The 24,730-nt window shown below is 68.3% G+C and carries 33 protein-coding genes; 6 read left to right on the plus strand and 27 right to left on the minus strand.

Annotated elements, in window-relative coordinates; all coding sequences use genetic code 11:
- From rpmD to rpsJ, 20 genes are all read right to left on the minus strand, one after another.
- Complete coding sequence (rpmD, locus tag ACZ4AA_RS07295) at positions 1-183, minus strand: 50S ribosomal protein L30 (RefSeq protein ID WP_055553514.1); 183 nt, start codon at positions 181-183, stop codon at positions 1-3.
- Positions 183-785: a 30S ribosomal protein S5 gene (rpsE, locus tag ACZ4AA_RS07300; protein WP_055513610.1), complete on the minus strand. Its 603-nt coding sequence runs from the start codon at positions 783-785 to the stop codon at positions 183-185. Before rpsE ends, rpmD begins: the two co-directional genes overlap by 1 nt.
- Positions 786-851: 66 nt before the next feature.
- Complete coding sequence (rplR, locus tag ACZ4AA_RS07305) at positions 852-1,235, minus strand: 50S ribosomal protein L18 (RefSeq protein WP_060901491.1); 384 nt, start codon at positions 1,233-1,235, stop codon at positions 852-854.
- 3 nt (positions 1,236-1,238) lie between these two features.
- Complete coding sequence (gene rplF, locus ACZ4AA_RS07310) at positions 1,239-1,778, minus strand: 50S ribosomal protein L6 (RefSeq protein ID WP_269247080.1); 540 nt, start codon at positions 1,776-1,778, stop codon at positions 1,239-1,241.
- 21 nt (positions 1,779-1,799) lie between these two features.
- Positions 1,800-2,198: a 30S ribosomal protein S8 gene (gene rpsH / locus ACZ4AA_RS07315; RefSeq protein WP_261705332.1), complete on the minus strand. Its 399-nt coding sequence runs from the start codon at positions 2,196-2,198 to the stop codon at positions 1,800-1,802.
- A gap of 211 nt (positions 2,199-2,409) precedes the next feature.
- Positions 2,410-2,595: a type Z 30S ribosomal protein S14 gene (locus ACZ4AA_RS07320; protein ID WP_261705331.1), complete on the minus strand. Its 186-nt coding sequence runs from the start codon at positions 2,593-2,595 to the stop codon at positions 2,410-2,412.
- A gap of 5 nt (positions 2,596-2,600) precedes the next feature.
- A complete protein-coding gene (gene rplE / locus ACZ4AA_RS07325) occupies positions 2,601-3,158 on the minus strand; it encodes a 50S ribosomal protein L5 (protein ID WP_037626984.1) in 558 nt (185 codons plus the stop codon).
- Positions 3,158-3,481 carry a 50S ribosomal protein L24 gene (rplX, locus tag ACZ4AA_RS07330; protein ID WP_007494760.1) on the minus strand — a complete coding sequence of 108 codons (324 nt, stop codon included), beginning with the start codon at positions 3,479-3,481 and terminating at the stop codon, positions 3,158-3,160. The genes rplE and rplX overlap by 1 nt, the downstream gene beginning before the upstream one ends.
- A 2-nt stretch (positions 3,482-3,483) precedes the next feature.
- The gene (gene rplN, locus ACZ4AA_RS07335) at positions 3,484-3,852 is read right to left on the minus strand and encodes a 50S ribosomal protein L14 (RefSeq protein ID WP_003998823.1); all 369 of its coding nucleotides are present in this window, start codon (positions 3,850-3,852) and stop codon (positions 3,484-3,486) included.
- A 100-nt stretch (positions 3,853-3,952) separates the two neighbouring features.
- Positions 3,953-4,237 carry a 30S ribosomal protein S17 gene (rpsQ, locus tag ACZ4AA_RS07340; RefSeq protein WP_266761752.1) on the minus strand — a complete coding sequence of 95 codons (285 nt, stop codon included), beginning with the start codon at positions 4,235-4,237 and terminating at the stop codon, positions 3,953-3,955.
- A complete protein-coding gene (rpmC, locus tag ACZ4AA_RS07345) occupies positions 4,237-4,461 on the minus strand; it encodes a 50S ribosomal protein L29 (protein WP_003998824.1) in 225 nt (74 codons plus the stop codon). The genes rpsQ and rpmC overlap by 1 nt, the downstream gene beginning before the upstream one ends.
- Positions 4,461-4,880 carry a 50S ribosomal protein L16 gene (gene rplP, locus ACZ4AA_RS07350; protein ID WP_010986348.1) on the minus strand — a complete coding sequence of 140 codons (420 nt, stop codon included), beginning with the start codon at positions 4,878-4,880 and terminating at the stop codon, positions 4,461-4,463. Before rplP ends, rpmC begins: the two co-directional genes overlap by 1 nt.
- Before the next feature lie 5 nt (positions 4,881-4,885).
- On the minus strand, positions 4,886-5,716 hold the full coding sequence (gene rpsC / locus ACZ4AA_RS07355) for a 30S ribosomal protein S3 (RefSeq protein ID WP_355760872.1): 831 nt from the start codon (positions 5,714-5,716) through the stop codon (positions 4,886-4,888).
- On the minus strand, positions 5,716-6,063 hold the full coding sequence (rplV, locus tag ACZ4AA_RS07360) for a 50S ribosomal protein L22 (RefSeq protein ID WP_006604878.1): 348 nt from the start codon (positions 6,061-6,063) through the stop codon (positions 5,716-5,718). Before rplV ends, rpsC begins: the two co-directional genes overlap by 1 nt.
- Positions 6,064-6,105: 42 nt before the next feature.
- The gene (gene rpsS, locus ACZ4AA_RS07365) at positions 6,106-6,387 is read right to left on the minus strand and encodes a 30S ribosomal protein S19 (protein WP_024755409.1); all 282 of its coding nucleotides are present in this window, start codon (positions 6,385-6,387) and stop codon (positions 6,106-6,108) included.
- A gap of 12 nt (positions 6,388-6,399) precedes the next feature.
- The gene (gene rplB, locus ACZ4AA_RS07370; RefSeq protein ID WP_081218889.1) at positions 6,400-7,236 is read right to left on the minus strand and encodes a 50S ribosomal protein L2; all 837 of its coding nucleotides are present in this window, start codon (positions 7,234-7,236) and stop codon (positions 6,400-6,402) included.
- Positions 7,237-7,275: 39 nt separating this feature from the next.
- Entirely contained in the window at positions 7,276-7,692 is a 417-nt protein-coding gene (gene rplW / locus ACZ4AA_RS07375) for a 50S ribosomal protein L23 (protein ID WP_081218888.1), read from the minus strand.
- A complete protein-coding gene (rplD, locus tag ACZ4AA_RS07380) occupies positions 7,692-8,348 on the minus strand; it encodes a 50S ribosomal protein L4 (protein ID WP_037627000.1) in 657 nt (218 codons plus the stop codon). The genes rplW and rplD overlap by 1 nt, the downstream gene beginning before the upstream one ends.
- A gap of 4 nt (positions 8,349-8,352) precedes the next feature.
- Positions 8,353-8,997 (minus strand): 50S ribosomal protein L3, encoded by a 645-nt coding sequence (gene rplC, locus ACZ4AA_RS07385; RefSeq protein ID WP_339130939.1) that lies wholly within the window; start codon positions 8,995-8,997, stop codon positions 8,353-8,355.
- A 17-nt stretch (positions 8,998-9,014) separates the two neighbouring features.
- Positions 9,015-9,323 (minus strand): 30S ribosomal protein S10, encoded by a 309-nt coding sequence (gene rpsJ, locus ACZ4AA_RS07390; protein WP_003948644.1) that lies wholly within the window; start codon positions 9,321-9,323, stop codon positions 9,015-9,017.
- A gap of 632 nt (positions 9,324-9,955) precedes the next feature.
- On the opposite strand from rpsJ, the gene ACZ4AA_RS07395 reads away from it, so the two are divergent.
- Complete coding sequence (locus ACZ4AA_RS07395) at positions 9,956-10,972, plus strand: YwqG family protein (protein WP_467596819.1); 1,017 nt, start codon at positions 9,956-9,958, stop codon at positions 10,970-10,972.
- A gap of 16 nt (positions 10,973-10,988) precedes the next feature.
- Here the strand turns inward: ACZ4AA_RS07395 and ACZ4AA_RS07400 are convergent, their stop codons facing one another.
- Together ACZ4AA_RS07400 and ACZ4AA_RS07405 are read right to left on the minus strand one after the other, a co-directional pair.
- Positions 10,989-11,189 carry a DUF397 domain-containing protein gene (locus tag ACZ4AA_RS07400; RefSeq protein ID WP_467596822.1) on the minus strand — a complete coding sequence of 67 codons (201 nt, stop codon included), beginning with the start codon at positions 11,187-11,189 and terminating at the stop codon, positions 10,989-10,991.
- On the minus strand, positions 11,186-12,040 hold the full coding sequence (locus ACZ4AA_RS07405; protein ID WP_467596825.1) for a helix-turn-helix domain-containing protein: 855 nt from the start codon (positions 12,038-12,040) through the stop codon (positions 11,186-11,188). Before ACZ4AA_RS07405 ends, ACZ4AA_RS07400 begins: the two co-directional genes overlap by 4 nt.
- A 133-nt stretch (positions 12,041-12,173) precedes the next feature.
- Here ACZ4AA_RS07405 and ACZ4AA_RS07410 point away from each other — a divergent pair, with 133 nt between their 5' ends.
- Entirely contained in the window at positions 12,174-12,638 is a 465-nt protein-coding gene (locus tag ACZ4AA_RS07410) for an ATP-binding protein (RefSeq protein WP_467596829.1), read from the plus strand.
- A 171-nt stretch (positions 12,639-12,809) separates the two neighbouring features.
- Here the strand turns inward: ACZ4AA_RS07410 and gdhA are convergent, their stop codons facing one another.
- The 5 genes from gdhA to rpsL form a co-directional block, all read right to left on the minus strand.
- The gene (gdhA, locus tag ACZ4AA_RS07415) at positions 12,810-14,165 is read right to left on the minus strand and encodes an NADP-specific glutamate dehydrogenase (protein WP_467596834.1); all 1,356 of its coding nucleotides are present in this window, start codon (positions 14,163-14,165) and stop codon (positions 12,810-12,812) included.
- A gap of 346 nt (positions 14,166-14,511) precedes the next feature.
- Positions 14,512-15,705, minus strand: coding sequence for an elongation factor Tu (tuf, locus tag ACZ4AA_RS07420; protein ID WP_351863229.1), 1,194 nt, complete (start codon positions 15,703-15,705; stop codon positions 14,512-14,514).
- 143 nt (positions 15,706-15,848) lie between these two features.
- Complete coding sequence (fusA, locus tag ACZ4AA_RS07425) at positions 15,849-17,978, minus strand: elongation factor G (RefSeq protein WP_467596837.1); 2,130 nt, start codon at positions 17,976-17,978, stop codon at positions 15,849-15,851.
- Positions 17,979-18,017: 39 nt separating this feature from the next.
- A complete protein-coding gene (gene rpsG, locus ACZ4AA_RS07430; RefSeq protein WP_003974303.1) occupies positions 18,018-18,488 on the minus strand; it encodes a 30S ribosomal protein S7 in 471 nt (156 codons plus the stop codon).
- 2 nt (positions 18,489-18,490) lie between these two features.
- Positions 18,491-18,862 carry a 30S ribosomal protein S12 gene (gene rpsL, locus ACZ4AA_RS07435; protein ID WP_003948652.1) on the minus strand — a complete coding sequence of 124 codons (372 nt, stop codon included), beginning with the start codon at positions 18,860-18,862 and terminating at the stop codon, positions 18,491-18,493.
- Positions 18,863-19,291: 429 nt separating this feature from the next.
- On the opposite strand from rpsL, the gene ACZ4AA_RS07440 reads away from it, so the two are divergent.
- The 4 genes from ACZ4AA_RS07440 to ACZ4AA_RS07455 all read left to right on the plus strand — a co-directional run bounded on the left by ACZ4AA_RS07440 (position 19,292) and on the right by ACZ4AA_RS07455 (position 24,727).
- The gene (locus ACZ4AA_RS07440; RefSeq protein ID WP_467596840.1) at positions 19,292-19,993 is read left to right on the plus strand and encodes a Crp/Fnr family transcriptional regulator; all 702 of its coding nucleotides are present in this window, start codon (positions 19,292-19,294) and stop codon (positions 19,991-19,993) included.
- Positions 19,994-20,147: 154 nt separating this feature from the next.
- Entirely contained in the window at positions 20,148-21,068 is a 921-nt protein-coding gene (locus ACZ4AA_RS07445) for a hypothetical protein (RefSeq protein WP_467596843.1), read from the plus strand.
- The gene (locus ACZ4AA_RS07450) at positions 21,065-23,230 is read left to right on the plus strand and encodes a hypothetical protein (RefSeq protein WP_467596846.1); all 2,166 of its coding nucleotides are present in this window, start codon (positions 21,065-21,067) and stop codon (positions 23,228-23,230) included. The genes ACZ4AA_RS07445 and ACZ4AA_RS07450 overlap by 4 nt, the downstream gene beginning before the upstream one ends.
- A 3-nt stretch (positions 23,231-23,233) precedes the next feature.
- The gene (locus ACZ4AA_RS07455) at positions 23,234-24,727 is read left to right on the plus strand and encodes a PE-PGRS family protein (protein ID WP_467596849.1); all 1,494 of its coding nucleotides are present in this window, start codon (positions 23,234-23,236) and stop codon (positions 24,725-24,727) included.
- Positions 24,728-24,730: the final 3 nt, after the last annotated feature.

Below are 24,730 nucleotides of genomic sequence, written 5' to 3' on the forward strand. Positions count from 1 at the left end.
TCAGTCGACCTCCTCGACCGTCACGAGGTGGCGGACGGTGTGAACCATTCCGCGGAACTCGGGGCGGTCCTCCTTGACGACCTGCGTGTTGATGCCCTTGAGACCAAGGGAACGCAGGGTGTCACGGTGGTTCTGCTTGCTGCCGATGTACGACTTCGTCTGCGTGACCTTGAGGCGAGCCATTACGCACCCGCCCCGGCACGTGCACGAAGCAGGGCCGCGGGGGCGACGTCCTCGAGGGGCAGACCACGGCGAGCCGCGATCTCCTCGGGACGCTGCAAGCCCTTGAGGGCCGCCACGGTCGCGTGCACGATGTTGATCGCGTTGGAAGAACCGAGCGACTTCGACAGGATGTCGTGAACGCCGGCGCACTCGAGCACTGCACGCACCGGGCCACCGGCGATAACGCCGGTACCGGGGGAAGCAGGCTTGAGCAGGACGACGCCCGCGGCCTTCTCGCCCGTGATCGGGTGCGGGATGGTGCCCTGGATACGGGGGACCTTGAAGAAGTGCTTCTTGGCCTCTTCAACACCCTTGGCGATCGCGGCCGGCACCTCCTTGGCCTTGCCGTAACCGACACCGACGGTGCCGTCACCATCGCCCACCACGACCAGCGCGGTGAAGCTGAAGCGACGACCACCCTTCACAACCTTGGCGACGCGGTTGATCGCGACAACGCGCTCAACGTACGCGGTCTTCTCGGCAGCAGCGCCGCCGTCACGGCCCTTCCGGTCCCGCCGCTCGCCGCCACCGGCACCGCTTCCACGGCGCTGGGGTCCAGCCATTGGATTACCTCTCTCTTTTTCCGCTAGCTACGCAGCGACAATCAAGTCGCTAGCGCGACGGGCGACTCAGAACTTGAGTCCGGCTTCGCGGGCGGCGTCCGCCAGGGCGGCGATGCGCCCGGCGTACTGGTTACCACCACGGTCGAATACGACAGCCTCGACACCGGCAGCCTTGGCGCGCTCGGCGACCAGGGCGCCGACCGACTTCGCCTGAGCCGACTTGTCGGCCTCGCCACCGCGGATCGTGGTGTCCAGGGTCGACGCCGACGCGAGGGTGTGACCCTTAACGTCGTCGATGACCTGGGCCACGATGTGACGGTTGGAGCGCGTCACGACCAGGCGCGGACGCTCAGCCGTACCCGAGATGTGCTTACGGATCCGGATGTGACGACGCTTGATGGCAGCACGCTTGTAAGCGTCGCCCTTAGCAATCTTGACACCGTATGCCATGGCTTACTTACCCGCCTTTCCGACCTTGCGCCGGACGACTTCGCCCTCGTACTTGACGCCCTTGGCCTTGTACGGGTCGGGCTTGCGCAGCTTGCGGATGTTGGCCGCAACCTCGCCGACCTTCTGCTTGTCGATTCCCTCGACCGAGAAGTGCGTCGGGTTCTCGACCTTGAACGAGATGCCCTCGGGCGCCTCGACCGTGATCGAGTGGCTGTAGCCGAGCGAGAACTCCAGGTTGGAGCCCTTCGCCAGGACGCGGTAACCGACACCGCTGATTTCGAGCTTCTTCACGTAACCCGTGGTCACGCCGGTGATCATGTTCGCCACCAGCGTGCGGGACAGGCCGTGGAGGGCCTTGTTCTGACGCTCGTCGTTCGGGCGGGTGACATTGAGAATGCCGTCCTCGCCCTTGGCGACCTCGATCGGCGCCGCAACGGTGTGGGAGAGCGAGCCCTTGGGGCCCTTCACCTGGACCGTACGGCCGTCGATGGTGACGTCCACGCCGGCGGGAACCGTGATGGGGAGCTTGCCAATACGCGACATAGCTGTTTCCTCCGTTCCCTTCTACCAGACGTAGGCGAGGACTTCTCCGCCTACGCCCTTCTTGCCGGCCTGCTTGTCGGTGAGGAGACCGTGTGACGTGGAGATGATCGCCACGCCGAGGCCACCGAGCACCCTGGGCAGGGAGGTGGACTTCGCGTACACACGCAGACCCGGCTTCGAGATCCGCTTGATGCCCGCGATGGAGCGCTCACGGTTCGGGCCGAACTTCAGCTCGAGGACGAGCTTCTTGCCGACCTCGGCGTCCTCGACCTTCCAGCCGGTGATGAAGCCCTCCTGCTGGAGGATCTCCGCGATGTGCGACTTGATCTTGCTGTGCGGCATCGCGACATCGTCGTGGTACGCCGAGTTCGCGTTACGCAGACGAGTAAGCATGTCTGCGATGGGATCAGTCATGGTCATGAATTGGCCTTCGGCCTCTCTCGCCGGGGTTTCCTGTATGCGCCATCCCTCTCCCCACTCAGTGGCGGGACGGGTGCGGTGCGGGGACCTACGGCGTAGTAAGTCGTACGGGCGTCAGGCGCCCAACCCTCCTAGCCTAAGCCATGGAGAGCTGGGCACCTGACAGAGCCCATTGCTTACCGAGAGCCCTGGAATCCCAGAATTACGGGGACTACCAGGAGCTCTTGGTCACGCCCGGCAGCTCGCCACGGTGAGCCATCTCACGAAGGCAGATGCGGCACAGGCCGAACTTGCGGTACACGGAGTGCGGACGACCGCAGCGCTGGCAGCGCGTGTAGCCACGCACACCGAACTTGGGCTTACGAGCAGCCTTGGCAATCAGAGCCTTCTTCGCCATCTCGCTTACGCCTCCTTGAAGGGGAAGCCGAGGTGACGGAGAAGGGCGCGGCCCTCAGCGTCGTTGGTCGCCGTGGTCACCACGGTGATGTCCATGCCCCGGGTACGGTCGATCTTGTCCTGGTCGATCTCGTGGAACATGACCTGCTCCGTGAGACCGAAGGTGTAGTTGCCACGGCCGTCGAACTGCTTGGGGGACAGACCACGGAAGTCGCGGATGCGCGGGAGCGCGAGCGACAGGGTGCGGTCCAGGAACTCCCACATGCGGTCGCCACGAAGCGTGACGTGGGCACCGATCGGCTGACCCTCACGCAGCTTGAACTGCGCGATGGACTTGCGGGCCTTGGTGATGGCCGGCTTCTGACCGGTGATCGTGGTCAGGTCACGGACGGCACCGTCCATGAGCTTCGAGTCACGGGCGGCGTCGCCGACACCCATGTTGACCACGATCTTGACGAGGCCCGGCGTCTGCATGACGTTCTCGTAGGAGAACTCTTCCTGCAGCTTCGCCGCGATCTCCTCGCGGTACTTCGTCTTGAGACGCGGAGTGGTGGTGGTAGCCATCAGATGTCCTCACCCGTCCGCTTGGCAACGCGGATCTTGTTGCCCTCGTCGTCGAAGCGGTAACCGACGCGCGTGACGACCTTGTTGCCGTCCTTCTCAACGACCAGCTGGACGTTGGAGACGTGGACGGGCGCCTCGGTCGTGACGATGCCACCGGCCTGAGAACCCTTGGCGGTCGGACCGGCCTTCGTGTGCTTCTTGACCCGGTTGACACCCTCGACCAGGACGCGCTCGTCGCGCGGGTAAGCGGCAATGACCTTGCCCTGCTTGCCCTTGTCCTTACCGGTGATGACCTGAACCAGGTCGCCCTTCTTGATCTTCATGCTTACAGCACCTCCGGCGCGAGCGAGATGATCTTCATGAACTTCTTCTCGCGCAGCTCACGGCCGACGGGGCCGAAGATACGGGTGCCACGAGGGTCGCCGTCGTTCTTCAGAATGACGGCGGCGTTCTCGTCGAAGCGAATGTACGAGCCGTCCGGACGGCGGCGCTCCTTGACGGTGCGAACGATGACAGCCTTGACGACGTCACCCTTCTTCACATTGCCGCCGGGGATCGCGTCCTTGACGGTGGCGACGATCACGTCACCGATGCCCGCGTAGCGGCGACCGGAGCCACCGAGCACACGGATGCAAAGGATTTCCTTCGCACCAGTGTTGTCGGCGACACGGAGTCGCGACTCCTGCTGGATCACGTCTATCTCCTGTTTGTCTGCCGGTTCCCGGGGCGGGGACGCTCATCGCGACCCCGCCCCGAGCCTGGCGGAACCAACCTCAGGGAAACCCCTGAGGTACTTACTTGGCCTTCTCGAGGATCTCGACGATGCGCCAGCGCTTCGTCGAGGACAGCGGCCGGGTCTCCATGAGGAGGACACGGTCGCCGACGCCGGCGGCGTTCTGCTCGTCGTGGGCCTTGAGCTTGTTCGTACGGCGGATGACCTTGCCGTACAGCGCGTGCTTCACGCGGTCCTCGACGGCGACGACGACGGTCTTGTCCATCTTGTCGCTGACGACCAGACCCTCACGGGTCTTGCGGAAACCGCGGTCGGTCTTCTGCTCAGTCACGTTGCTCTCGCTCATCAGGCGCTCTCCACCGTCTCGATGCCCAGCTCGCGCTCACGCATCAGGGTGTAGATCCGCGCGATGTCCTTGCGGACGGCCTTGAGCCGACCGTGGTTCTCGAGCTGACCGGTCGCCGCCTGGAAGCGGAGGTTGAACAGCTCTTCCTTGGCTTCGCGGAGCTTCGCGAGAAGCTCCTCGTCACCCAGTTCGCGCAGCTCGGACGCCTTGGTACCGGCCGACATCACGCTTCACCTGCCTCGCGCTTGACGATCCGGCACTTCATCGGCAGCTTGTGGGCTGCGCGAGTGAGGGCCTCACGGGCGATCTTCTCGTTGGGGTAGGACAGTTCGAACATGACCCGGCCCGGGTGCACGTTCGCGATCCACCACTCGGGCGAACCCTTACCGGAACCCATGCGGGTCTCGGCAGGCTTCTTGGTGAGCGGGCGGTCCGGGTAGATGTTGATCCAGACCTTGCCGCCACGCTTGATGTGGCGGGTCATCGCGATACGAGCGGCCTCGATCTGGCGGTTCGTCACGTACGCCGGCGTGAGGGCCTGAATGCCGTACTCGCCGAACGAAACCTGCGTACCGCCCTTGGCCTGACCACGGCGCTTCGGGTGGTGCTGCTTGCGGTGCTTGACCCTACGGGGGATCAGCATGTCGGTCAGGCCTCCGTTCCGGTGCTCTCAGCCGGAGCGGCGGCGGGAGCCTCGGCCTTGGGGGCCTCGGCAGCCGGAGCCTGCTGCGGCTTACGACCGCGACCGCCACGCTCGCCACCGCGGCCACCACGGCCGGCCGGGCGCTCGGCGCCACCACGGGCCGGGCGGTTGCCCGCACGGGCAGCGGCGTTGTCGGCGCGGACCTCGGCGATGTTCTTGACGTCGCCCTTGTAGATCCAGACCTTCACACCGATACGGCCGAAGGTCGTCTTGGCCTCGAAGAAGCCGTAGTCGACGTTCGCGCGGAGCGTGTGCAGGGGCACACGGCCCTCGCGGTAGAACTCCGAGCGGGACATCTCGGCGCCGCCGAGGCGGCCACCGCACTGGATCTTGATGCCCTTGGCGCCGGCCTTCATCGTGCCCTGCATGCTCTTACGCATGGCGCGACGGAAGGAGACGCGGGAGGAGAGCTGCTCGGCAACGGCCTGGGCGACGAGCTGAGCATCGGTCTCGGGGCTCTTGACCTCGAGGATGTTCAGCTGGACCTGCTTGCCCGTGAGCTTCTCGAGGTCGCCGCGGATGCGGTCGGCCTCGGCGCCACGGCGGCCGATGACGATGCCGGGACGCGCGGTGTGGATGTCCACCCGCACGCGGTCACGGGTGCGCTCGATCTCAACCTTCGAGATGCCGGCGCGCTCCATGCCGGACGTCATCATCCGACGGATGGCGACGTCTTCCTTGACGTAGTCCTTGTACAGCTTGTCGGCGTACCAACGGGACTTGAAGTCCGTGGTGATGCCGAGCCGGAACCCATGCGGGTTAACCTTCTGGCCCATTACCGGGTTCCTTCCTTGCTGCTGACGACCACGGTGATGTGGCTGGTCCGCTTGCGGATCCGGTAGGCACGGCCCTGGGCACGCGGCCGGAACCGCTTCAGGGTCGGACCCTCGTCGACGTACGCCTCAGAGATGACAAGGCTGCCGGCGTCGGTGTGGTCGTAGTTGTGCGCGGCGTTGGCGATGGCGCTGTCAAGCACCTTGCCAACCGGCACGCTCGCGGCCTGCGGGGCGAAACGCAGGACCGCCTGAGCCTCCGTGGCATCCATGCCACGGATAAGGTCCACCACTCGGCGGGCCTTCATGGGCGTAACGCGGATGTACCGCGCCTGGGCCCTGGCTTCCATGGTTGTCCTTCCAGTGTCTGTCATGGTCGATTCCACCCCGCGTTAGCGGCGCTTCGACTTCCGGTCGTCCTTGACGTGACCCCGGAAGGTGCGCGTCGGCGAGAACTCGCCGAGCTTGTGGCCGACCATCGACTCGGTGACAAACACCGGGATGTGGGTCTTGCCGTTGTGCACCGCGATCGTGTGGCCGAGCATGGCCGGGATGATCATCGAGCGACGGGACCAGGTCTTGATGACGTTCTTGGTACCGGCTTCGTTCTGTACGTCCACCTTCTTTACAAGGTGTCCGTCGACGAAGGGTCCCTTCTTGAGACTGCGCGGCATCTAAACCCGCTCCTAGCGCTTCTTGTTCGTCTTGCGGCGGCGGACGATGTACTTGTTCGAAGCCTTCTTCGGCGAACGAGTACGACCCTCCTTCTGACCCCACGGGGAGACCGGGTGGCGACCACCGGAGGTCTTGCCCTCACCACCACCGTGCGGGTGGTCAACCGGGTTCATCGCCACACCGCGGACGGACGGGCGAACGCCCAGCCAGCGCTTACGGCCGGCCTTACCCCAGTTGATGTTGCTCTGCTCGGCGTTGCCGACCTCGCCGACCGTGGCGCGGCAGCGCTGGTCGACCAGGCGGATCTCGCCGGAAGGCATACGAAGGTGGGCCATCGTGCCCTCCTTCGCGAGCAGCTGCACCGAGGCACCGGCGGAGCGGGCGAACTTGGCGCCGCCACCGGGACGGATCTCGATCGCGTGGATCGTGGTACCGACCGGGATGTTGCGGAGCGCCAGGTTGTTGCCCGGCTTGATGTCGGCCCCAGGACCGTTCTCGACGCGGTCACCCTGCGACAGGTTGCGGGGGGCGAGGATGTAGCGCTTCTCGCCGTCCGCGTAGTGCAGCAGCGCGATGCGCGCGGTGCGGTTGGGGTCGTACTCGATGTGCGCGACCTTCGCCGGCACGCCGTCCTTGTCGTGACGACGGAAGTCGATCACTCGGTAGGCGCGCTTGTGTCCGCCACCCTGGTGGCGAACGGTCACACGACCGGCGTTGTTACGGCCGCCCTTGCTGTGCAGCGGGCGGACCAGCGACTTCTCCGGCGTGGACCGCGTGACCTCGACGAAGTCGGCGACGCTGGAGCCACGACGGCCCGGCGTAGTCGGCTTGTACTTGCGGATTCCCATTTCTCAGTCCTCGTCCGATATTCGGACCAGGGCGCTCCGTTAGGAGGCCTGGCCGAAGATGTCGATACGGTCGCCCTCAGCGAGGGTCACGATCGCGCGCTTGCTGTCAGCACGCTTGCCGAAGCCCGTCTTGGTGCGCTTGCGCTTGCCCTGACGGTTGATCGTGTTGACCCCGGTGACCTTGACCGAGAAGACCGCCTGGACGGCCTGCTTGATCTGGGTCTTGTTGGCCCGCGGGTCCACGACGAAGGTGTACTTGCCCTCGTCGAGAAGCGCGTAGCTCTTCTCCGAGACGACCGGCTTGAGGAGGACGTCACGGGGATCCGTGAAGCTCTTGCTCAGCGGGGTCTCGACGGTGTTCTTGCCTTCGGCCTCGTGGCGCTTCGCCTTGGCGACGCGCGCGGCCTTGGCGACCTTGGCGGCCTTCGAGGCAATGCTCGGGTGACGCGTAGCCATCAGGCTTCGCTCCCTTCGGTGTCAGCGGCCTGGGGGCCAGACACGAAGGACTCGAAAGCGGCCTGGGTGAAGACCACGTCGTCCGAGACGAGAACGTCGTACGTGTTCAGCTGGCCCGGCTCCAGGATGTGGACCTGGGGCAGGTTGCGCGCGGAGAGCAGCGCGGCCTCGTCGGAGCGCTCGATGACCAGGAGCACGTTCTTGCGCTCGCTGACCTTGCCGAGGAAGCTCTTCGCGGCCTTGGTGGAGGGGGTCTCGCCCTCGATCACGCCGGTGATGACGTGGATGCGAGCGTTGCGGGCCCGGTCGGTGAGGGCGTGGCGCAGGGCCGCGGCCTTCATCTTCTTCGGGGTCCGCTGCGAGTAGTCACGCGGGGTGGGGCCGTGGACGACGCCACCGCCGGCGAACTGCGGCGCGCGGGTCGAACCCTGACGGGCGCGGCCGGTGCCCTTCTGGCGGTAAGGCTTGCGGCCACCACCACGGACCTCGCCACGACGCTTGACCTTGTGCGTGCCCTGACGGGCCGCGGCCAGCTGCGCGACGACAACCTGGTGAAGCAGCGGGATGCTGATCTTCTCGACGTCGAAGATCTCGGCCGGGAGCTCTACAGTCCCGGCGGTGTCGCCGGAGGGCGACAGAATGTCAATGGTGCTCATGTCCTCAGGCCCCCTTGGCCGCGGTACGGACCAGGACGAGGCCGCCGTTCGGACCAGGGATCGCTCCCTTGATGAGGAGCAGGCCCTTCTCCGCGTCAACGGCGTGAACGGTCAGGTTCTGGGTGGTGACCCGCTCGTTGCCCATGCGGCCCGCCATGCGGACGCCCTTGAACACACGGCCCGGGGTGGCACAGCCACCGATGGAACCGGGGGAGCGGTGCTTGCGCTGGACACCGTGTCCGGCGCCGAGGCCCTTGAAGTTGTGACGCTTCATGACACCGGCGAAGCCCTTGCCCTTGCTGTTGCCGGTCACGTCCACCTTGATGCCGGCCTCGAACACCTCAGCGGTGATCTCCTGGCCGAGGGTGTACTCGCTGGCGTCAGCGGTACGGATCTCGACAAGGTGGCGGCGGGGGGTGACATCGGCCTTCGCGAAGTGGCCCTTGAGGGGCTTGTTCACCTTGCGCGGGTCGATCTCGCCGAACGCGATCTGGACGGACTCGTAGCCGTCGACGTCGTTCGTACGGACCTGGGTCACGACGTTCGGGCCGGCCTTGACGACGGTGACGGGAACAACACGGTTGTTCTCGTCCCACACCTGCGTCATGCCGAGCTTCTCGCCGAGGATGCCCTTGATCTGCTTAGCCATTCTCAGATCACCGATCCCTAGAGCTTGATCTCGATGTCGACACCGGCCGGGAGGTCGAGTCGCATCAGGGAGTCAACGGTCTTGGGCGTGGGGTCGAGGATGTCGATGAGGCGCTTGTGCGTGCGCATCTCGAAGTGCTCGCGAGAGTCCTTGTACTTGTGCGGCGACTTGATGACGCAGTACACGTTCTTCTCAGTGGGCAGCGGCACCGGGCCCGCGACCGACGCACCAGTGCGCGTCACCGTCTCGACGATCTTCTTCGCCGAGGAGTCGATGACCTCGTGGTCGTAGGCCTTGAGCCGGATGCGGATCTTCTGTCCCGCCATGGCTACTCAGTAGTCCTTTGTCTCGGAAAAAACGCTCTGGCACCCGGGGGTTCGCGTCCTGGTCTCCGACCCACGCGGTCGGGTGTGTCGCGCTCTTGGTGACAGGAATATCCACAAGGGATTTTCCCTACCGAGGGACACGGCCCGAAAACGACCGCAGGACCGGGGGCTGAACACCCACCGGGCGCCTGGTCGGCACCCCGCTGACACTTCCCGGAAGATTCCCGTACGTCCGCCCCAGCGCTGCCTCACGACAGATAGGGCGACGAGTACTGTGGGACTCGCTTCCAGTCCTCCCGACGGGAGGCGCGCAGCATCGGCACTCGACCGAGCAACCCCGTTAGTCTGCCATACCGGACGGCCCCCTGGCCAATCGGGCCGAGGATCGTACCCCCAAGGTGACGCAGATCAAACCCGGCTCGGCCGGAACGTGAGGCCCAGTCGAAATGTCCCGCGCCGACGGCCCGCCCCGCCCGCGCCATCCCTGACCCCGGCACCCGGTCGGACACGACCCGACCTGCGCAGAAGCGGCACCGGAACGGTCACACGCCTCGCTCCCGGGGGACCCGCTCGACCAGGTTCTCTCTCATCTCCCTTGATCGCGGCCGCCGTCGGGTCCGTAGCCTCCCTCCATGACGCGCACCACTCCCCCGCGCCCGCTGGACGTCGCCGCCGTGTTCCCCGAACTCGCGCCCCTGGCCCGCACCGCCGTCCGGCTGCATCCGCGCCCAAGCACCCCCACCGTCAAGGACAGTTCGATCGGCGGCCCCCTGCTGTGGCCCGCCGGCGAACCCTGGCCCACCTGCCCGGATCACGACGCGCCCACGCATCGCGGCGTGGTCCCCGGTGACGTACGGCAGCGGCGCCGCATCCTCGCCGACGCCTGGACCCGGCCGCGCGCGGAGGGCGCGGACCTGCTCACGGCGGAGGAGCGGGTGATCGTCGACCGTGCCGTCGACGAGAGGCGCATACCGCAGGACGGCCCGGTCCCGCTCATCCCCGTGGCCCAGTTCTACTCCGCCGACATCCCCACACTGCCCCGCCCGGCCGGCACCGACCTGCTCCAGGTGCTCTGGTGCCCGTTCGACCACGACGAGGACCACCTCCCCGCTGCCGAGCTGTACTGGCGGGCCTCCGCCGACATCAGCGACCCGCTCCCCGCAGCCCCCGAGCCCTCGGTGATCGGCGACGACGACTACCTGCCCGAGCCCTGTCTGCTCCACCCCGAGACGGTCACCGAGTACCCGGCCCCGCACGAACTGCCCGAGGAACTGGCGGACCGGATCGAGGCGTGGGAGGAGGAACAGAACCCGGACGAGGAGGACGGCATCGAGGTCGTCGACTACCAGTACGACCTCAGCGTCGCCCCCGGCTGCAAGCTCGGCGGCCACGGGCCCTGGAGCTTCAGCGACCCGTTCCCGATGTCCTGCCCCGAGTGCGGCTCGGACGTACGCCCGCTGCTCACCGTCGACGGTGCCGAATGGGACGGCAACACGAGCTGGCGCCCCCTGGAGGACGCCGACTACGACGGCCTGCACTTCCTCGGCCCGGCCTGTGCCACCCGGCTCAACATCGGCCGCGGCTACAGCATGCAGATCTACGTCTGCGTGTCCTCGTACGACCATCCGCACGTGCAGAACATGCAGTAGCCCGGCGGGGGTCGCTCTACAGCGAGGCCACGAACGCCGTCCAGGCCGCGGGGACCATGGCCAGGCGGGCGCCGCCCGGGTTCTTGGAGTCGCGGATGTGGATCGCGGTGGGGGTGGGGGCTATTTCGACGCAGTCGTTCCCGTTGCTGCTGCTGCTGTACGTGCTCTTGGCCCACCGCAGTCCGGAATCAACGTGGGCCGACGTCTCGCGGGTCATGTGTCTCCCAGCAGTTGCTCGATGAAGGCCAGGGATTCCTTCGGCGAAAGGGCCTGGGCCCGGATGATGCCATAGCGCAGTTCGAGGACTCTGAGTTGCCTCGGGTCGCATACTGGCCGACCTCCGAAGTCACCGTCGGTACGCCCCACTCCCGAGCCGTCACGGAACTTCAGCACCTCGACCAGACCACCCGTCCCCGGATGATTCGCGTGCGCTGTCGGCATCACCTGGAGCTCCACGAACGGCAACCGGGCCACCTCCAGCATGTGTTCGAGCTGTCGACGCAGCACCATTGTGCCTCCGACCGGGCGCCGCAGGGTCACCTCTTCCTGGACGAAGCTGAGCTCGGGAGCCGGCGACCGCTCGAAGACGGACTTGCGGGCCACCCTCGCGGCGACCATTCGCTCCAACTCGTCCGGCGAATAGGCCGGCCGCCAGGTACCGAGCAACGCACGTGCGTACTCCGGCGTCTGCAACAACCCGTGGATGTTGTGGTTGCTGTACAGCAGCAGCTCGACGGCCCGCTCCTCCAGCATCTTCAGCTCGCGGACCTTCTTCGGGTACCGGGCCTTCTCCATGTCCTCCTTGAAGGCCCGGAGATGCCCGCCGGCGTTCAACACGTCGTCCGCGCGGTCCAGGAAGTCCGCCCGGGGGATCCGCGCCCCGCGCTCCACCTTCCGGACCAGGTCCTCCCCGTACCCGATGGCCCGCCCGAAGTCGGCCACCCGCATCCCGGCCGCCTCGCGCCAGAGCCTGACCTGGCGGCCGGTCGCCTCGACCACCGGGGCGATCTCGTCCTCGGGGCTGACGTCCCACCCCGGCTCGTCCGCACTCTCACCGCTCACACCCACCCACCTCCAACGCCGGTCGTTCCCGTACGACACCCGGGACAGCCGGGACAGATCAGGACAACGACCGGACAATGCCTGTACGCACCGACGTCTTCGCAGCTCACCGTAGGCGGGGTCGGACACGCTGAGTGACGTGAATCAGGAAACCGCCGGGCGCGAAGCCCAACGCGTCGAACCCGTCCGCAACTTCAGCGTGCTGCTGTCCCCCACGCCACGCGGTGCCCGTCTGGGGAGGCTGCTGGTCACCGAACAACTCCGTTCCTGGGGGATGCCGTTGAGCCCGGCCGACCAGATCGTCGCCGAGCTCGCGACCAACGCGGCGACGCACGGCCGGGTACCGGGACGCGACTTCCGCCTCACGCTGTACGTCGTCGGCGACACCCTCCGCATCGAGGTGACGGACACCGTGGGGGACCGGCTTCCCCGAATCGGCGGACCGGAGGCCGGCATCGACTCGGGCCGCGGCCTGCTCCTCGTGAACGCGTTCGCGGGCCGCTGGGGCGTGACACCAGGACCCGCCCCACGCAAGACCGTCTGGGCCGAACTGTCCCTCGCGCCAGAGGGACCCGCTCCGACCCGATCTCCCGGAGGCCGCTGATCCGGCTGCTCGTCTGTCCTGCGTCCGACGTTCCTTGCCGTCATGGCGACCGCGCCGCAACGGTTCCCGAAGCCGCCGAGACCGCGTGAACCCGGCCACGGGAAAGGGCCCGTACGACCGACGTCGTACGAGCCCTTCCCGGAGTCCGGTCCGGTGGATGACGCGCCCGGGTCAGATCACACCCTGCTCCAGCATCGCGGAGGCGACCCGCTCGAAGCCCGCGATGTTCGCGCCGCTCACGTAGTCGCCGGGGACGCCGTAGCGTTCGGCGGTCTCGTGGCAGAGGGCGTGGATGCCGTTCATGATGCCGGTCAGTTCGTCCTCGACCCGCTCGCGCGACCACGAGGTGCGGGCGTGGTTCTGGCTCATCTCCAGCGCGCTGACCGCGACACCGCCCGCGTTCGCCGCCTTGCCGGGGCCGAAGGCGACGCCCGCCTTCCGGAAGAGCTGGACCGCCTCCGGGGTGGTGGGCATGTTGGCGCCCTCGGAGACCGCCTTGACGCCGTTGCCGACGAGGGTGGCCGCCGCGGTCGCGTCCAGTTCGTTCTGGGTCGCCGAGGGCAGCGCGACATCACCAGGGACGTCCCAGACGCTGCCGCCCGCGACGAACCGCGCCGACGCGCCCCGCCGAGCCGCGTAGTCCGAGACCCGGCCGCGCTCGACCTCCTTGATCTGCTTGAGCAGGTCGACGTCGATGCCCTTGTCGTCGACGACGTAGCCGGTCGAGTCGGAGCAGGTCACCGCGTTGGCGCCGAGGGCGGCGAGCTTCTCGATGGTGTACGTCGCGACATTGCCGGAGCCGGAGACGACCGCGGTCTGGCCCTCCAGGTCCTCCCCGCGCTCGCGCAGCATGGCGGCGGCGAACAGGACGTTGCCGTAGCCGGTCGCCTCGGGCCGGATCAGCGAGCCGCCCCAGTGCGTGCCCTTGCCGGTGAGGACGCCGGCCTCCCAGCGGTTGGTGATACGGCGGTACTGGCCGAAGAGGTAGCCGATCTCGCGGCCGCCCACGCCGATGTCACCCGCCGGCACGTCCGTGTGCTCGCCGATGTGCCGGTACAGCTCCGTCATGAACGACTGGCAGAACCGCATGACCTCGGCGTCGGACCTGCCGCGCGGGTCGAAGTCGCTGCCGCCCTTGCCGCCGCCGATGCCGAGACCGGTCAGGGCGTTCTTGAAGATCTGCTCGAAGCCGAGGAACTTCACGATGCCGAGGTTCACCGACGGGTGGAAGCGCAGACCGCCCTTGTACGGGCCGAGCGCGCTGTTGAACTCCACGCGGTAGCCGCGGTCGACGTGGACCCTGCCGTGGTCGTCCTGCCACGGGACACGGAAGATGATCTGCCGTTCGGGCTCCACCAGCCGCTCGACGAGGGCCGCGTCCGCGTACTCCGGGCGCTGCGAGAGCGCCGGCGCCAGGGTTTCGAGCACCTCGTGCGCGGCCTGGAGGAACTCGGGCTGCGCCGGATTGCGCCGCTCGATGTCGGCGAGCAAGGAGGCGATGCGGCTCTTCGTGTCGGGGCGGGTCACCTGGGGGTCCCTTCAGACGGGGCCGCCGGAACGGCCGACCCGGGTCGGTTCGACCGGTCGGCTCCGGCGGCGTCGGTGCGCAGAGCAGTCGGTCCCCCACCCGGCGGCGGGAGACCGTCCCTACAGTCTTCCCTCTGAATTACGGACGCGTTACGTGATTCTTTCGATACACGCCAAGATTCGTTTCACCTGGGGGAATCAACGCAATACCGCAAGGGCATTCGAGCTTCGTATACGAATGCGATCGCCGTGCGAGGAACGGACCGGGCATGCGAAAGGGCCCGTACGACCGAAGTCGTACGGGCCCTCTCAAGAAGCTCGTGAAAGAGCTACCAGGTCAGATCACTTACTTCGTGATCTTGGTGACCTGGCCGGCGCCCACGGTCCGGCCACCCTCACGGATGGCGAACTTCAGGCCCTCTTCCATGGCGACGGGCTGGATGAGCGAAACGGTCATCTCAGTGTTGTCGCCCGGCATGACCATCTCGGTGCCCTCGGGGAGGGTCACGACGCCGGTCACGTCCGTGGTACGGAAGTAGAACTGCGGGCGGTAGTTGTTGAAGAAGGGGGTGTGACGGCCACCCTCGTCCTTCGACAGGATGTAGGCCTGGGCCTCGAACTCGGTGTGCGGCGTGACCGAACCGGGCTTGATGATGACCTGGCCGCGCTCGACGTCCTCGCGCTTGATGCCACGGAGGAGCAGACCGACGTTCTCACCGGCCTGGCCCTCGTCGAGCAGCTTGCGGAACATCTCGATGCCGGTGACCGTGGTGGTGGTCTTCTCCTGCTTGATGCCGATGATGTCAACGGTCTCGTTGACCTTCAGGACACCACGCTCGATACGGCCGGTGACGACCGTACCGCGACCGGTGATCGTGAAGACGTCCTCGACGGGCATGAGGAACGGCTTCTCGGTGTCACGCGGCGGGGTCGGGATCGCCTCGTCGACGGCGGCCATGAGGTCCAGAACGGTCTGGCCCCACTCCTTGTCGCCCTCGAGCGCCTTGAGCGCCGAGACCTTGACGACCGGAAGGTCGTCGCCCGGGAACTCGTACTCGGAGAGGAGCTCACGGACCTCGAGCTCGACGAGCTCCAGGATCTCCTCGTCGTCCACCATGTCGGCCTTGTTCAGGGCGACGACGATGTACGGAACGCCGACCTGGCGGGCCAGGAGCACGTGCTCCTTGGTCTGCGGCATCGGGCCGTCGGTGGCGGCGACCACGAGGATGGCGCCGTCCATCTGCGCGGCACCGGTGATCATGTTCTTGATGTAGTCCGCGTGACCGGGGCAGTCGACGTGGGCGTAGTGACGGCCCTCCGTCTGGTACTCGACGTGCGCGATCGAGATCGTGATACCGCGCTGGCGCTCCTCGGGAGCCTTGTCGATCTGGTCGAACGCCGAAGCCTGGTTCAGGTCCGGGTACGCGTCGTGCAGCACCTTGGTAATGGCGGCCGTGAGGGTCGTCTTACCGTGGTCGATGTGACCGATGGTGCCGATGTTGACGTGCGGCTTAGTCCGCTCGAACTTTGCCTTCGCCACTGGGGTCCTCCTGCGGAGTGGTTCTGGTACGCCTTACTCATCGGCGCCAGGTGATCTTTGCTGGGATGCCGCCCGCCGGGGTTTCCCCTTCCGGGTGAGCCCCGGCGGTCGGTGTCAAGCCTAAAGCGTGCAAACGGGGTGTGTTACTCGCCCTTGGCCTTCGCGATGATCTCCTCGGCGACGTTCCGGGGAACCTCGGCGTAGGAGTCGAACTGCATCGAGTAGCTCGCGCGACCCGACGTCTTGCTGCGGAGGTCTCCGACGTAGCCGAACATCTCCGAGAGGGGCACGAGGCCCTTCACGACGCGAGCGCCGCTGCGCTCCTCCATGGCCTGGATCTGGCCACGGCGGGAGTTGAGGTCGCCGATGACATCGCCCATCGACTCCTCGGGCGTGGTGACCTCGACAGCCATCATCGGCTCGAGGAGCACGGGGGAAGCCTTGCGAGCGGCTTCCTTGAACGCCTGCGAACCGGCGATCTTGAACGCGAGCTCGGAGGAGTCGACCTCGTGGTAGCCACCGTCGAGAAGAATGACGCGGACGCCCGTCATCTCGTAGCCGGCCAGGATGCCGAACTGCATGGCCTCCTGCGCACCGGCGTCCACCGACGGGATGTACTCCCGCGGGATACGGCCACCGGTCACCTTGTTCACGAACTCGTACGCCGGACCATCGGTCTCGGTGATGGGCTCGATCGCGATCTGCACCTTGGCGAACTGACCGGTACCACCGGTCTGCTTCTTGTGGGTGAAGTCGTGACGCTCGACGGTCTTGCGGATCGTCTCACGGTAGGCGACCTGCGGCTTGCCGACGTTGGCCTCGACCCTGAACTCACGCTTCATACGGTCGACCAGCACCTCGAGGTGCAGCTCGCCCATACCGCCGAGGATGGTCTGGCCGGTCTCCTCGTCCGAGTGAACGTGGAAGGAGGGGTCCTCCTCCGCGAGGCGCTGGATGGCTACACCCAGCTTCTCCTGGTCACCCTTGGACTTGGGCTCGATCGCGACCTGGATGACCGGCGCCGGGAAGTCCATGGACTCCAGGATCACCGGGTTCTTGTCATCGCAGAGCGTCTCACCGGTCGTGGTCTGCTTCAGACCCATCACGGCGACGATGTCGCCGGCGCCCACCGCCTCGATCTCCTCACGCTTGTTCGCGTGCATGCGGTAGATCTTGCCGATGCGCTCCTTCTTGCCCTTGACGGAGTTCAGCACCGCGGTGCCGGTCTCCAGGCGGCCCGAGTACACCCGGACGAAGGTGAGCTTGCCCAGGTGCGGGTCGCTCATGATCTTGAACGCGAGGGCGGACAGCGGCTCGTCCTCGGACGGCTTGCGCTTGACGACCAGCTCCGCGTCCTTCACGTCGTGGCCCTCGATGGCCTCGACGTCGAGCGGAGTCGGCAGGTAGCGCACGACCGCGTCGAGCAGGGGCTGAACGCCCTTGTTCTTGAACGCGGTGCCACAGAACACCGGGGTGACCGTGACGCCGTCGGACTTGCCGGACGCGATGGTGACGCGACGGATCGCGGCGTACAGCTGCTCCTCGGTGGGCTCCTGGCCCTCCAGGAACAGCTCCATCATCTCGTCGTCGTGCTCGGCGACGGTCTCGACCAGCTTGCCGCGGTACTCCTCGGCAGCCTCGGCGTGCGTGGCCGGGATGTCGACGACGTCGTACATCTCGCCCTTGGCGGCCTCGGCGGACCACACGAGCGCCTTCATGCGGACCAGGTCCACAACGCCCTTGAAGTCCATCTCGGCGCCGATCGGCAGCTGCATGATGATCGGGACGGCGCCGAGGCGGTCCTTGATCATGTCCACGCAGCGGTGGAACTCGGCGCCGGTGCGGTCAAGCTTGTTCACGAAGCAGATGCGCGGCACGCCGTAACGGTCGGCCTGACGCCACACCGTCTCGGACTGCGGCTCGACACCGGCGACACCGTCGAACACCGTGACGGCACCGTCGAGGACGCGGAGCGAACGCTCCACCTCGACCGTGAAGTCGACGTGCCCCGGGGTGTCGATGATGTTGATCGTGTAGTCGTTGTCCTCAAGCGGCCAGTGACAGGTGGTGGCAGCAGAGGTGATCGTGATGCCACGCTCCTGCTCCTGCTCCATCCAGTCCATGGTGGCGGCGCCGTCGTGGACTTCACCGATCTTGTAGCTGACGCCGGTGTAGAAGAGGATCCGCTCGGTGGTGGTCGTCTTGCCCGCGTCGATGTGAGCCATGATCCCGATGTTGCGGACCCTGGCCAGGTCAAGTGAAGTGGTAGCCATAAGGCTTCAGTCTTCTCTCGGTCTCGATGTGGGTAGCGACTACCAGCGGTAGTGCGCGAAGGCCTTGTTGGACTCGGCCATCTTGTGGGTGTCCTCACGCTTCTTCACAGCGGCACCAAGGCCGTTGGAGGCGTCGAGAAGCTCGTTGAGCAGACGCTCGGTCATGGTCTTCTCGCGACGGGCGCGGGAGTAACCGACGAGCCAGCGCAGCGCGAGCGTGTTGGCGCGACCGGGCTTGACCTCGATCGGGACCTGGTACGTCGCACCACCGACACGGCGGGACTTGACTTCGAGCGTGGGCTTGATGTTCTCCAGCGCGCGCTTCAGCGTGATGACCGGGTCGTTGCCCGTCTTCTCACGCAGACCCTCCATGGCGCCGTAGACGATGCGCTCGGCGGTGGAGCGCTTGCCGTTCAGCAGCACCTTGTTGATGAGGGAGGTCACCAGAGGGGAACCGTAGACCGGGTCGATGATGACCGGGCGCTTCGGGGCGGGGCCCTTACGAGGCATTTCTACTTCTCCTTCTTGGCGCCGTAGCGGCTGCGGGCCTGCTTGCGGTTCTTGACACCCTGGGTGTCAAGCGAACCGCGGATGATCTTGTAACGAACACCAGGCAGGTCCTTCACACGGCCGCCGCGCACGAGCACGATGGAGTGCTCCTGCAGGTTGTGTCCCTCACCCGGAATGTAAGCCGTGACCTCGATCCCGCTGGTCAGACGCACACGCGCGACCTTACGCAGGGCCGAGTTCGGCTTCTTCGGGGTGGTCGTGAACACACGCGTGCAGACGCCGCGACGCTGGGGCGAACCCTCGAGTGCGGGCGTCTTGTTCTTCTCGACCTTGTCCTGCCGGCCCTTCCGGACCAGCTGCTGGATCGTAGGCACTACTTCTCCGGTTTCTGTGTGCCGAATGGTGAAGCTAACCTGGAACGCCACCGACCCACGCGGTCGGGTGTGTCGAACACTGCAGACCTTCGCCGCGAGGCGAAAAGGCGCAGATTGCGGTGGCCGCTTACGGCTCCCCTTGCGGTCTGAAGGCACGCACGAGAGCCAGGGCACACCCCAGGCACAAGGTAAGAGCGTACCTACCTCACGGACTTCGGTCAAAACAAATGCCGTGGTGCCCGACACGCCGGACTTCTCCCGATCCATTCTCGGGGCACTTCACACTTGGCGCAGCTTGTCATCGGTTCCGCGATGAAAGTCCACGAACCGCTCCCGACCGCACACACTGGGTGAGTACGTTGACCCGTCGCCGCGCACCGGTCACCGTGCGTGCGCGACGGGGCCGGACGGGGGACGGGGGATGGACTCATGGCGGCTGGATCCTCGGGCGAGGACGAGAGCCTGGACGACCGGGTGCCGTTCCTGGCCCGGCTGGAGAGCGAGGAGCGCTCCGCACTGCTGGCCCTCGGCCGCGAGCTGTCCTTCAGCCCCCGGATGGTGCTCCTGCACCAGAGCGAGCCCTCCTCGCACGTGCTGATCGTGACGCACGGCTGGACGAAGGTGACGGCCGCCGCCGCCAACGGCTACGAGGCACTGCTCGCGCTGCGCGGCCCCGGCGACATCGTCGGGGAGTCCGCCGCGCTCACCGGCCGGCCGCGCTCCGCGACGGTGACGGCCCTGGAACCGGTCCGCACGGTCGCACTCGTACGGGAACAGTTCAGGGACTTCCTCGCCCGCTCCCCCTCGGTCTCCTTCGCCCTGCTCGGCCTCACCTCGGACCGCACCCGCGCCGCCGACCGCCGCCGACTGGAGTTCGCCTCCATGAGCGTGCGCGAGCGCTTCGCCGCGCTCCTGCTCGACCTGGCCCGCACGAACGGCCGCCGCACCGAGGAGGGCGTCGAACTCTCCGTCCCACTGAGCAAACAGGAGCTGGCGGGCTCCGTGGGCGCGTCCCGGGAGATGGTCCAGCGCCTGCTGAAGGAACTCCGCGAGCGGGAGGCGGTGCTGACCGGCCGCCGGACGATGGTGATCCTGCGCATGGACGTCCTGAGGCGGATCGCCCGGGGATGAACCGACGAGCGGCCCCCCGGACGGCTGAGGCTCCCGTGACGCGGGACCGGCTCTGTGCACACGGTCACACTTCGAGTGGGACATCCGCCCTCACACCCGGCCCACCGGTGACGCCAACCTGCTTGCCAGGCGAGGCCCCCACCGAAAGGCGACCATGACCGACCCCGTGAGCCGGACGATCCTTCTGCTGGACATCGAGAAGTACAGCGACCGGGACGACGTGGAGCAGGCCTATCTGCGCCGGATGCTGTACGACATCACGGACCGCGCGCTGGAGAGCGCCGGCATCGACGAACGGCTGCGGCTGCGGGCGGACCGCGGCGACTCGGTGATGGAGCTGATCGACGCCAACGCCTCCGTCACGGCGCTGCTGCGCACCCTGCTCACCGAGGTGCCCGAGCTGCTCCGCGCGGTCAACCGGACGGCGTCGAGATCGGCCCAGATCCGGCTGCGCGGTGTCGTCGCCACGGGGTACGTCGCCGTCGACGAGCACGACGGCTGGGTCGGCTCCGACCTCAACCACGCCTGCCGGCTCCTCGACGCCCACCTGCTGCGCGCGGCCCTGCGGGAGCGGCCGGACGACTTCGCGCTGTGCGTCTCCGAGAGCGTGCACGCGGGGATCGTGCGGCACGACCACCAGGGCATCCCCGCGCACGGCTTCCACCCGGTGACGGTGGACAGCAAGAACGGTCCCCTGCGGGCCTGGCTGCACGGCCCGGTCCCGCACGGGACGGAGGACCACCGTGAGAGCGGGGGAGCCTCGGCGCCGGACTGCTCGGGGGAGAGCCCGGCGCCGGGGGCGGCCCCCGGCCCGCAGGAACCCGTCCGGCCCATCCAGCCCGAACAGACCGAGCGGGCCGAGCAGCCGGGGCAGGGTGAGCAGGTCGAGCAGCCGGGGCAGGGCGAGCGGCAGCCCGCCCGGCCCGCCGCTCCCGCAGCGCGCGTCGTCTTCGACTTCGGCGGCGGCTCCCCCAGCTTCGGCGGGAGCCTCGTCGCCGGGGACCAGCACGGGGTGTCCGGCGGACAGGTCACCGGAGACGTCCACCTGGGCAGGAGCGGGGGTGAGCCCGCGTGACGGCGCCCGCGCCCGCCCGGGGCGGCTTCGACGACGTACCGCCGCCGGACGCGCCCTGGCCCGGAGGTGCGCACCCGGACTCCGGTGAGGGCTCCGACGCCGGCGAGCCCGAGGAGGAGACCCGGGAGGCCGGGGCCGCGCAGCGCGAACTCGTCGCGCACACCCCGGGATTCATCTTCGAGGAGGCCGCGTCCTTCGGCGGCAGCGTGGTCGCCGGATCACAGCACGGGGTGTCGGCGGGCGGCTCCGCCCGTGATGTGTTCATGGGCGGCAAGACGGAGATCCACCACCACGGAACAGCCGCCTCCGCCGCGTACGTCTCCGGCGAGATCCCCCGGCGACGGCTCGACGAGCTCGCCGCCGTCTTCGTCGAGGGGCCCTCCTTCGCCGCCGCCCTGGCCCGGCTGCGCGACGAGCGCGTCCTCGTCCTCACCGGCGCCCACTCCACCGGCCGCCACGCCGCCGCGCTCATGCTCCTGCACCGCCTGGGCGTGCCCGCCGTGCACGCGCTGTCCGCCGAGACCGGACCGGCGAACCTGGGCACCCAGCTCACCGTGCCCGGCGGCCACGTCCTGCGCGACCTGCCGCTGAGCCGCAACCGCCCGCTGCGCGACACCCACCTGTACGCGGCCCGCGACCGGCTCGCGAAGACCGGCGGGTACCTGGTCGTGACCCTGGAGAGGTCCCCGTTCCTGCTGAGCGTCACCCCCTCCGCCTGGGAACCCCCGGAGGCGGCCGACGTCCTGCGCGCCCATCTCTCCGGCCTGCGGGAGGAACCCGGGGACATCACCGGCCTGCTCGCCCTCGGCCCCGTCCGCGACTTCCTCGCGCGCGGCGCCCACCGCCCCGCCGAGGTGGCCCGGTTCGCCGCCGAGGTCGCCCGCTACGACGGCGGCGAGCAGGCCGTGGCCCGCCTCGCCGACTTCGGGCACGCGGCGGTCGAGCGGCAGTGCCGTGAATGGCTCGGCGACCCCGAGTCCACCCTGCGCGACAAGGCGTTCCTCATCTCGCTCGCCGTCTTCGACCAGGCGCCCTACCTGCTCGCCGCCGAACTCGCCGACCGGCTCTACGTGCACTTCCAGCGGCTCCAGCACCCCGGACAGCCACCGGAGATCCCGGTGTTCGGGCTCGCCGCGGAAACCCGGCTGGAGCGGGCGTGGGCCGAGGGCGAGGTACGCGTCGAGACCACCAAATGGGGCGCGGTGCCGCAGTTCACGGCCCGCTTCAAGAAGGAGAACACCCCCCGGGTCCTGCTCGCCGAGGTCTGGACGGGCCATCCGTCGGCGCGGCCCGCCCTGGTCTCCTGGCTGAAGGAGCTGGCCCACGACCGGCGCCCGGTCGTCCGGACCCGGGCCGCGGCGGCCGCCGCGCTGCTGGCCCACGCCGACCTGCCCTCGGCGATGGAGCTGCTGATCGACGGCTGGGCGGTGTCCAAGACCTTCGGCTCCCGGCTCACCGCCGCGAACACGCTCACGCTCGCCCAGGTCCTCGACACCCCCCTCGTCCTGCGCCTGCTCACCCGGTGGTGCACGGACACCCACTGGGCCCGCCGCTGGACCGCGATCCGCGCCTTCGGCCTGCTCACCCCGCTGCGCCCCGACCTCACGGCCCCGGCGCTGAGCGCGCTCGCCGCCCGCGCCCGTGCGGGCGGCGGCGCCAAGACCGAGTCCGACAACCTGGTCGACTCGACGGCCCTGCTGCTCTCGGTGGGCTCCAGGCGCGGCGAGATGCTCTCCGAGCTGGTGCGGCTGCTCCACCACGACACGCCCTCGGTCCGCACCCTCGCGCTGGCCGCGTTCGTGCGCGCCTGCGACAACGCCGAGGAGGGCTCGCTCGTCGAGTGGTACGCCGACACCGGCATGTACGAGACGGACTCCGCCCGTGACCTGGCCACCCTCTGGCGGACCTCCCTCGGTGACCGCGGGCAGACGCGCGGCGCCCTGACCGCCATGCACACCTGGGTGCGGCTGGCCGAGCACCGCGCGGACGTCGCCCAGGCCCTGGAGCTGCTGCTGCCCGCGCTGGTCGTCACGGCGGACGACCGTAAACGCCTGAGCCACGAACTGGCCGGCCTGCGCGCCCCGGACGGTGCCCGCCCACCCGTGGCCGACCGGCTGCTGAGCCTTCTGATCCCCTCCACCCCAGATCCATCGAGGAGTTGAACCATGGCGGAGTTCCGCCGTCAGCCGGAGTGGCAGCAGGACGCCAACCGGCACACCGCGCTCATCGACCCGGTGCTCACCGTGCGGCCGATCGCGCGTTTCGACTACACCGTGCGCCGCGCGGTCAACGCGATCGACCACGCACTGGTCTTCGTCACCGCGAGGGGCGAGTACGACGTCTACACCCCGCCGCACCGGCCCAGCCGCGCGGACGCGGCCACCCGCCGCTACACCTCCGTGTACGAGGTGGACATGGGCAGCCACCCCGTCCAGCTCGCCCTGGAGATGCCGAGCGACGACGACGCCTTCTGCTTCGGTGCCACGGCCGATCTGACCTGGCGGGTCGCGGACCCGGTCGCCTACGTGGCGAGCGGCGAGCGAGACGTGCCGACCCGGCTCACCCGTGAACTGCACCAGCTCGCGCGCCCGGTGAGCCGCGCCTTCTCCATCGAGGACAGCCCGGCCGCCGAGCGCGCGGTCCAGCGGGCCGTGGAGGCGGGCGGTTTCGCCGCGGGCATCGGGCTGGCCGTGACCTGTGCCGTACGGCTGCGGCTGGACGACGAGGCGATCGCGCACCGGCGGCGGCAGCGGAGCCTGCGCTACGAGTCCGACATGCTCGACCCCGAGCACGAGTTCCGGCTGCGGCTGGCCCACCAGCAGCACGAGCTGGAGATGCTGCGCCAGCAGCAGGACCACCATCTGATCGCCGAGAAGATCAACTTCTACCAGTACCACCTCCAGCACGGAGGGGTCGCCGCCTGGGCCCTGCATCTGTCCCAGCACCCCGAGGACACCAAGATGGTCATCGGGTCCATCCAGAAGGACCAGCTGTCCCTCATCCGGGGCCAGCTCCAGGTCCTCGCCGGGGACACCCTGGAGGACTTCCAGAAGGCGGAGTCGGCGCGTTCGACCCTGCGGGCCGTCGACGAGCTGATCCAGCAGCGGACGCCTCCGGCGCCGCGGGACGGGCAGGGGGCACTGCCCGCCGGTGCGCCGCCCGGACCGCCACAGACACCGCCCCAGCCGCCGTATCCGGGCCAGTCTCCCCACCCCGGCCCGTCACCCCGGCCGCCGTACGCGACGACACCGCACGACCGTCCTCCGTACGACGACGGCAGGCCGCCCTACGACGGGCACTCCCCGTACGCCGGACAGGCCCCGTACACGGGCGGACAGGCCCCGTACACGGGCGGACAGGCGCCTTCCGCGGGCCCGCCCCCGTACGGCACCACGGGGGACCCCGCGGACGGGCAGCCGCCGTACACCGGACAGCCGCCTCACCCGGGCGACCGGTCCCCCTACGCCGGCGGCCCGGACGCGGGGTCCCCCGTGGTGCCGGAGCGGCCCTACAGCCCGGCGGGCCCGTACGGACCGCCCGCCACGACGCCGTACCCCACCACGGGTCCCGCGCCCGCCGTCCCGCCGCTGCCCGGACGCCCCGACGACCCGCGGGCCGTCGCACCGCACGCCGCACCACCGGAGGGAGAGCCCGCGTGAGCA

Source organism: Streptomyces sp. NPDC024698, from assembly GCF_055559015.1.

Coding starts and splice junctions, on each gene's coding strand:
- rpmD (WP_055553514.1), bottom strand. CDS start 183: ATGGCTCGCCTCAAGGTCACGCAGACGAAGTCGTACATCGGCAGCAAG.
- rpsE (WP_055513610.1), bottom strand. CDS start 785: ATGGCTGGACCCCAGCGCCGTGGAAGCGGTGCCGGTGGCGGCGAGCGG.
- rplR (WP_060901491.1), bottom strand. CDS start 1,235: ATGGCATACGGTGTCAAGATTGCTAAGGGCGACGCTTACAAGCGTGCT.
- rplF (WP_269247080.1), bottom strand. CDS start 1,778: ATGTCGCGTATTGGCAAGCTCCCCATCACGGTTCCCGCCGGCGTGGAC.
- rpsH (WP_261705332.1), bottom strand. CDS start 2,198: ATGACCATGACTGATCCCATCGCAGACATGCTTACTCGTCTGCGTAAC.
- ACZ4AA_RS07320 (WP_261705331.1), bottom strand. CDS start 2,595: ATGGCGAAGAAGGCTCTGATTGCCAAGGCTGCTCGTAAGCCCAAGTTC.
- rplE (WP_037626984.1), bottom strand. CDS start 3,158: ATGGCTACCACCACCACTCCGCGTCTCAAGACGAAGTACCGCGAGGAG.
- rplX (WP_007494760.1), bottom strand. CDS start 3,481: ATGAAGATCAAGAAGGGCGACCTGGTTCAGGTCATCACCGGTAAGGAC.
- rpsQ (WP_266761752.1), bottom strand. CDS start 4,237: ATGAGCGAGAGCAACGTGACTGAGCAGAAGACCGACCGCGGTTTCCGC.
- rpmC (WP_003998824.1), bottom strand. CDS start 4,461: ATGTCGGCCGGTACCAAGGCGTCCGAGCTGCGCGAACTGGGTGACGAG.
- rplP (WP_010986348.1), bottom strand. CDS start 4,880: ATGCTGATCCCCCGTAGGGTCAAGCACCGCAAGCAGCACCACCCGAAG.
- rpsC (WP_355760872.1), bottom strand. CDS start 5,716: ATGGGCCAGAAGGTTAACCCGCATGGGTTCCGGCTCGGCATCACCACG.
- rplV (WP_006604878.1), bottom strand. CDS start 6,063: ATGGAAGCCAGGGCCCAGGCGCGGTACATCCGCGTTACGCCCATGAAG.
- rpsS (WP_024755409.1), bottom strand. CDS start 6,387: ATGCCGCGCAGTCTCAAGAAGGGACCCTTCGTCGACGGACACCTTGTA.
- rplB (WP_081218889.1), bottom strand. CDS start 7,236: ATGGGAATCCGCAAGTACAAGCCGACTACGCCGGGCCGTCGTGGCTCC.
- rplW (WP_081218888.1), bottom strand. CDS start 7,692: ATGGCTACGCGTCACCCGAGCATTGCCTCGAAGGCCGCCAAGGTCGCC.
- rplD (WP_037627000.1), bottom strand. CDS start 8,348: ATGAGCACCATTGACATTCTGTCGCCCTCCGGCGACACCGCCGGGACT.
- rplC (WP_339130939.1), bottom strand. CDS start 8,997: ATGGCTAAGCAGATCAAGGGCATCCTCGGCGAGAAGCTCGGCATGACG.
- rpsJ (WP_003948644.1), bottom strand. CDS start 9,323: ATGGCGGGACAGAAGATCCGCATCCGGCTCAAGGCCTACGACCACGAG.
- ACZ4AA_RS07395 (WP_467596819.1), top strand. CDS start 9,956: ATGACGCGCACCACTCCCCCGCGCCCGCTGGACGTCGCCGCCGTGTTC.
- ACZ4AA_RS07400 (WP_467596822.1), bottom strand. CDS start 11,189: ATGACCCGCGAGACGTCGGCCCACGTTGATTCCGGACTGCGGTGGGCC.
- fusA (WP_467596837.1), bottom strand. CDS start 17,978: ATGGCTACCACTTCACTTGACCTGGCCAGGGTCCGCAACATCGGGATC.
- rpsG (WP_003974303.1), bottom strand. CDS start 18,488: ATGCCTCGTAAGGGCCCCGCCCCGAAGCGCCCGGTCATCATCGACCCG.
- ACZ4AA_RS07440 (WP_467596840.1), top strand. CDS start 19,292: ATGGCGGCTGGATCCTCGGGCGAGGACGAGAGCCTGGACGACCGGGTG.
- ACZ4AA_RS07445 (WP_467596843.1), top strand. CDS start 20,148: ATGACCGACCCCGTGAGCCGGACGATCCTTCTGCTGGACATCGAGAAG.
- ACZ4AA_RS07455 (WP_467596849.1), top strand. CDS start 23,234: ATGGCGGAGTTCCGCCGTCAGCCGGAGTGGCAGCAGGACGCCAACCGG.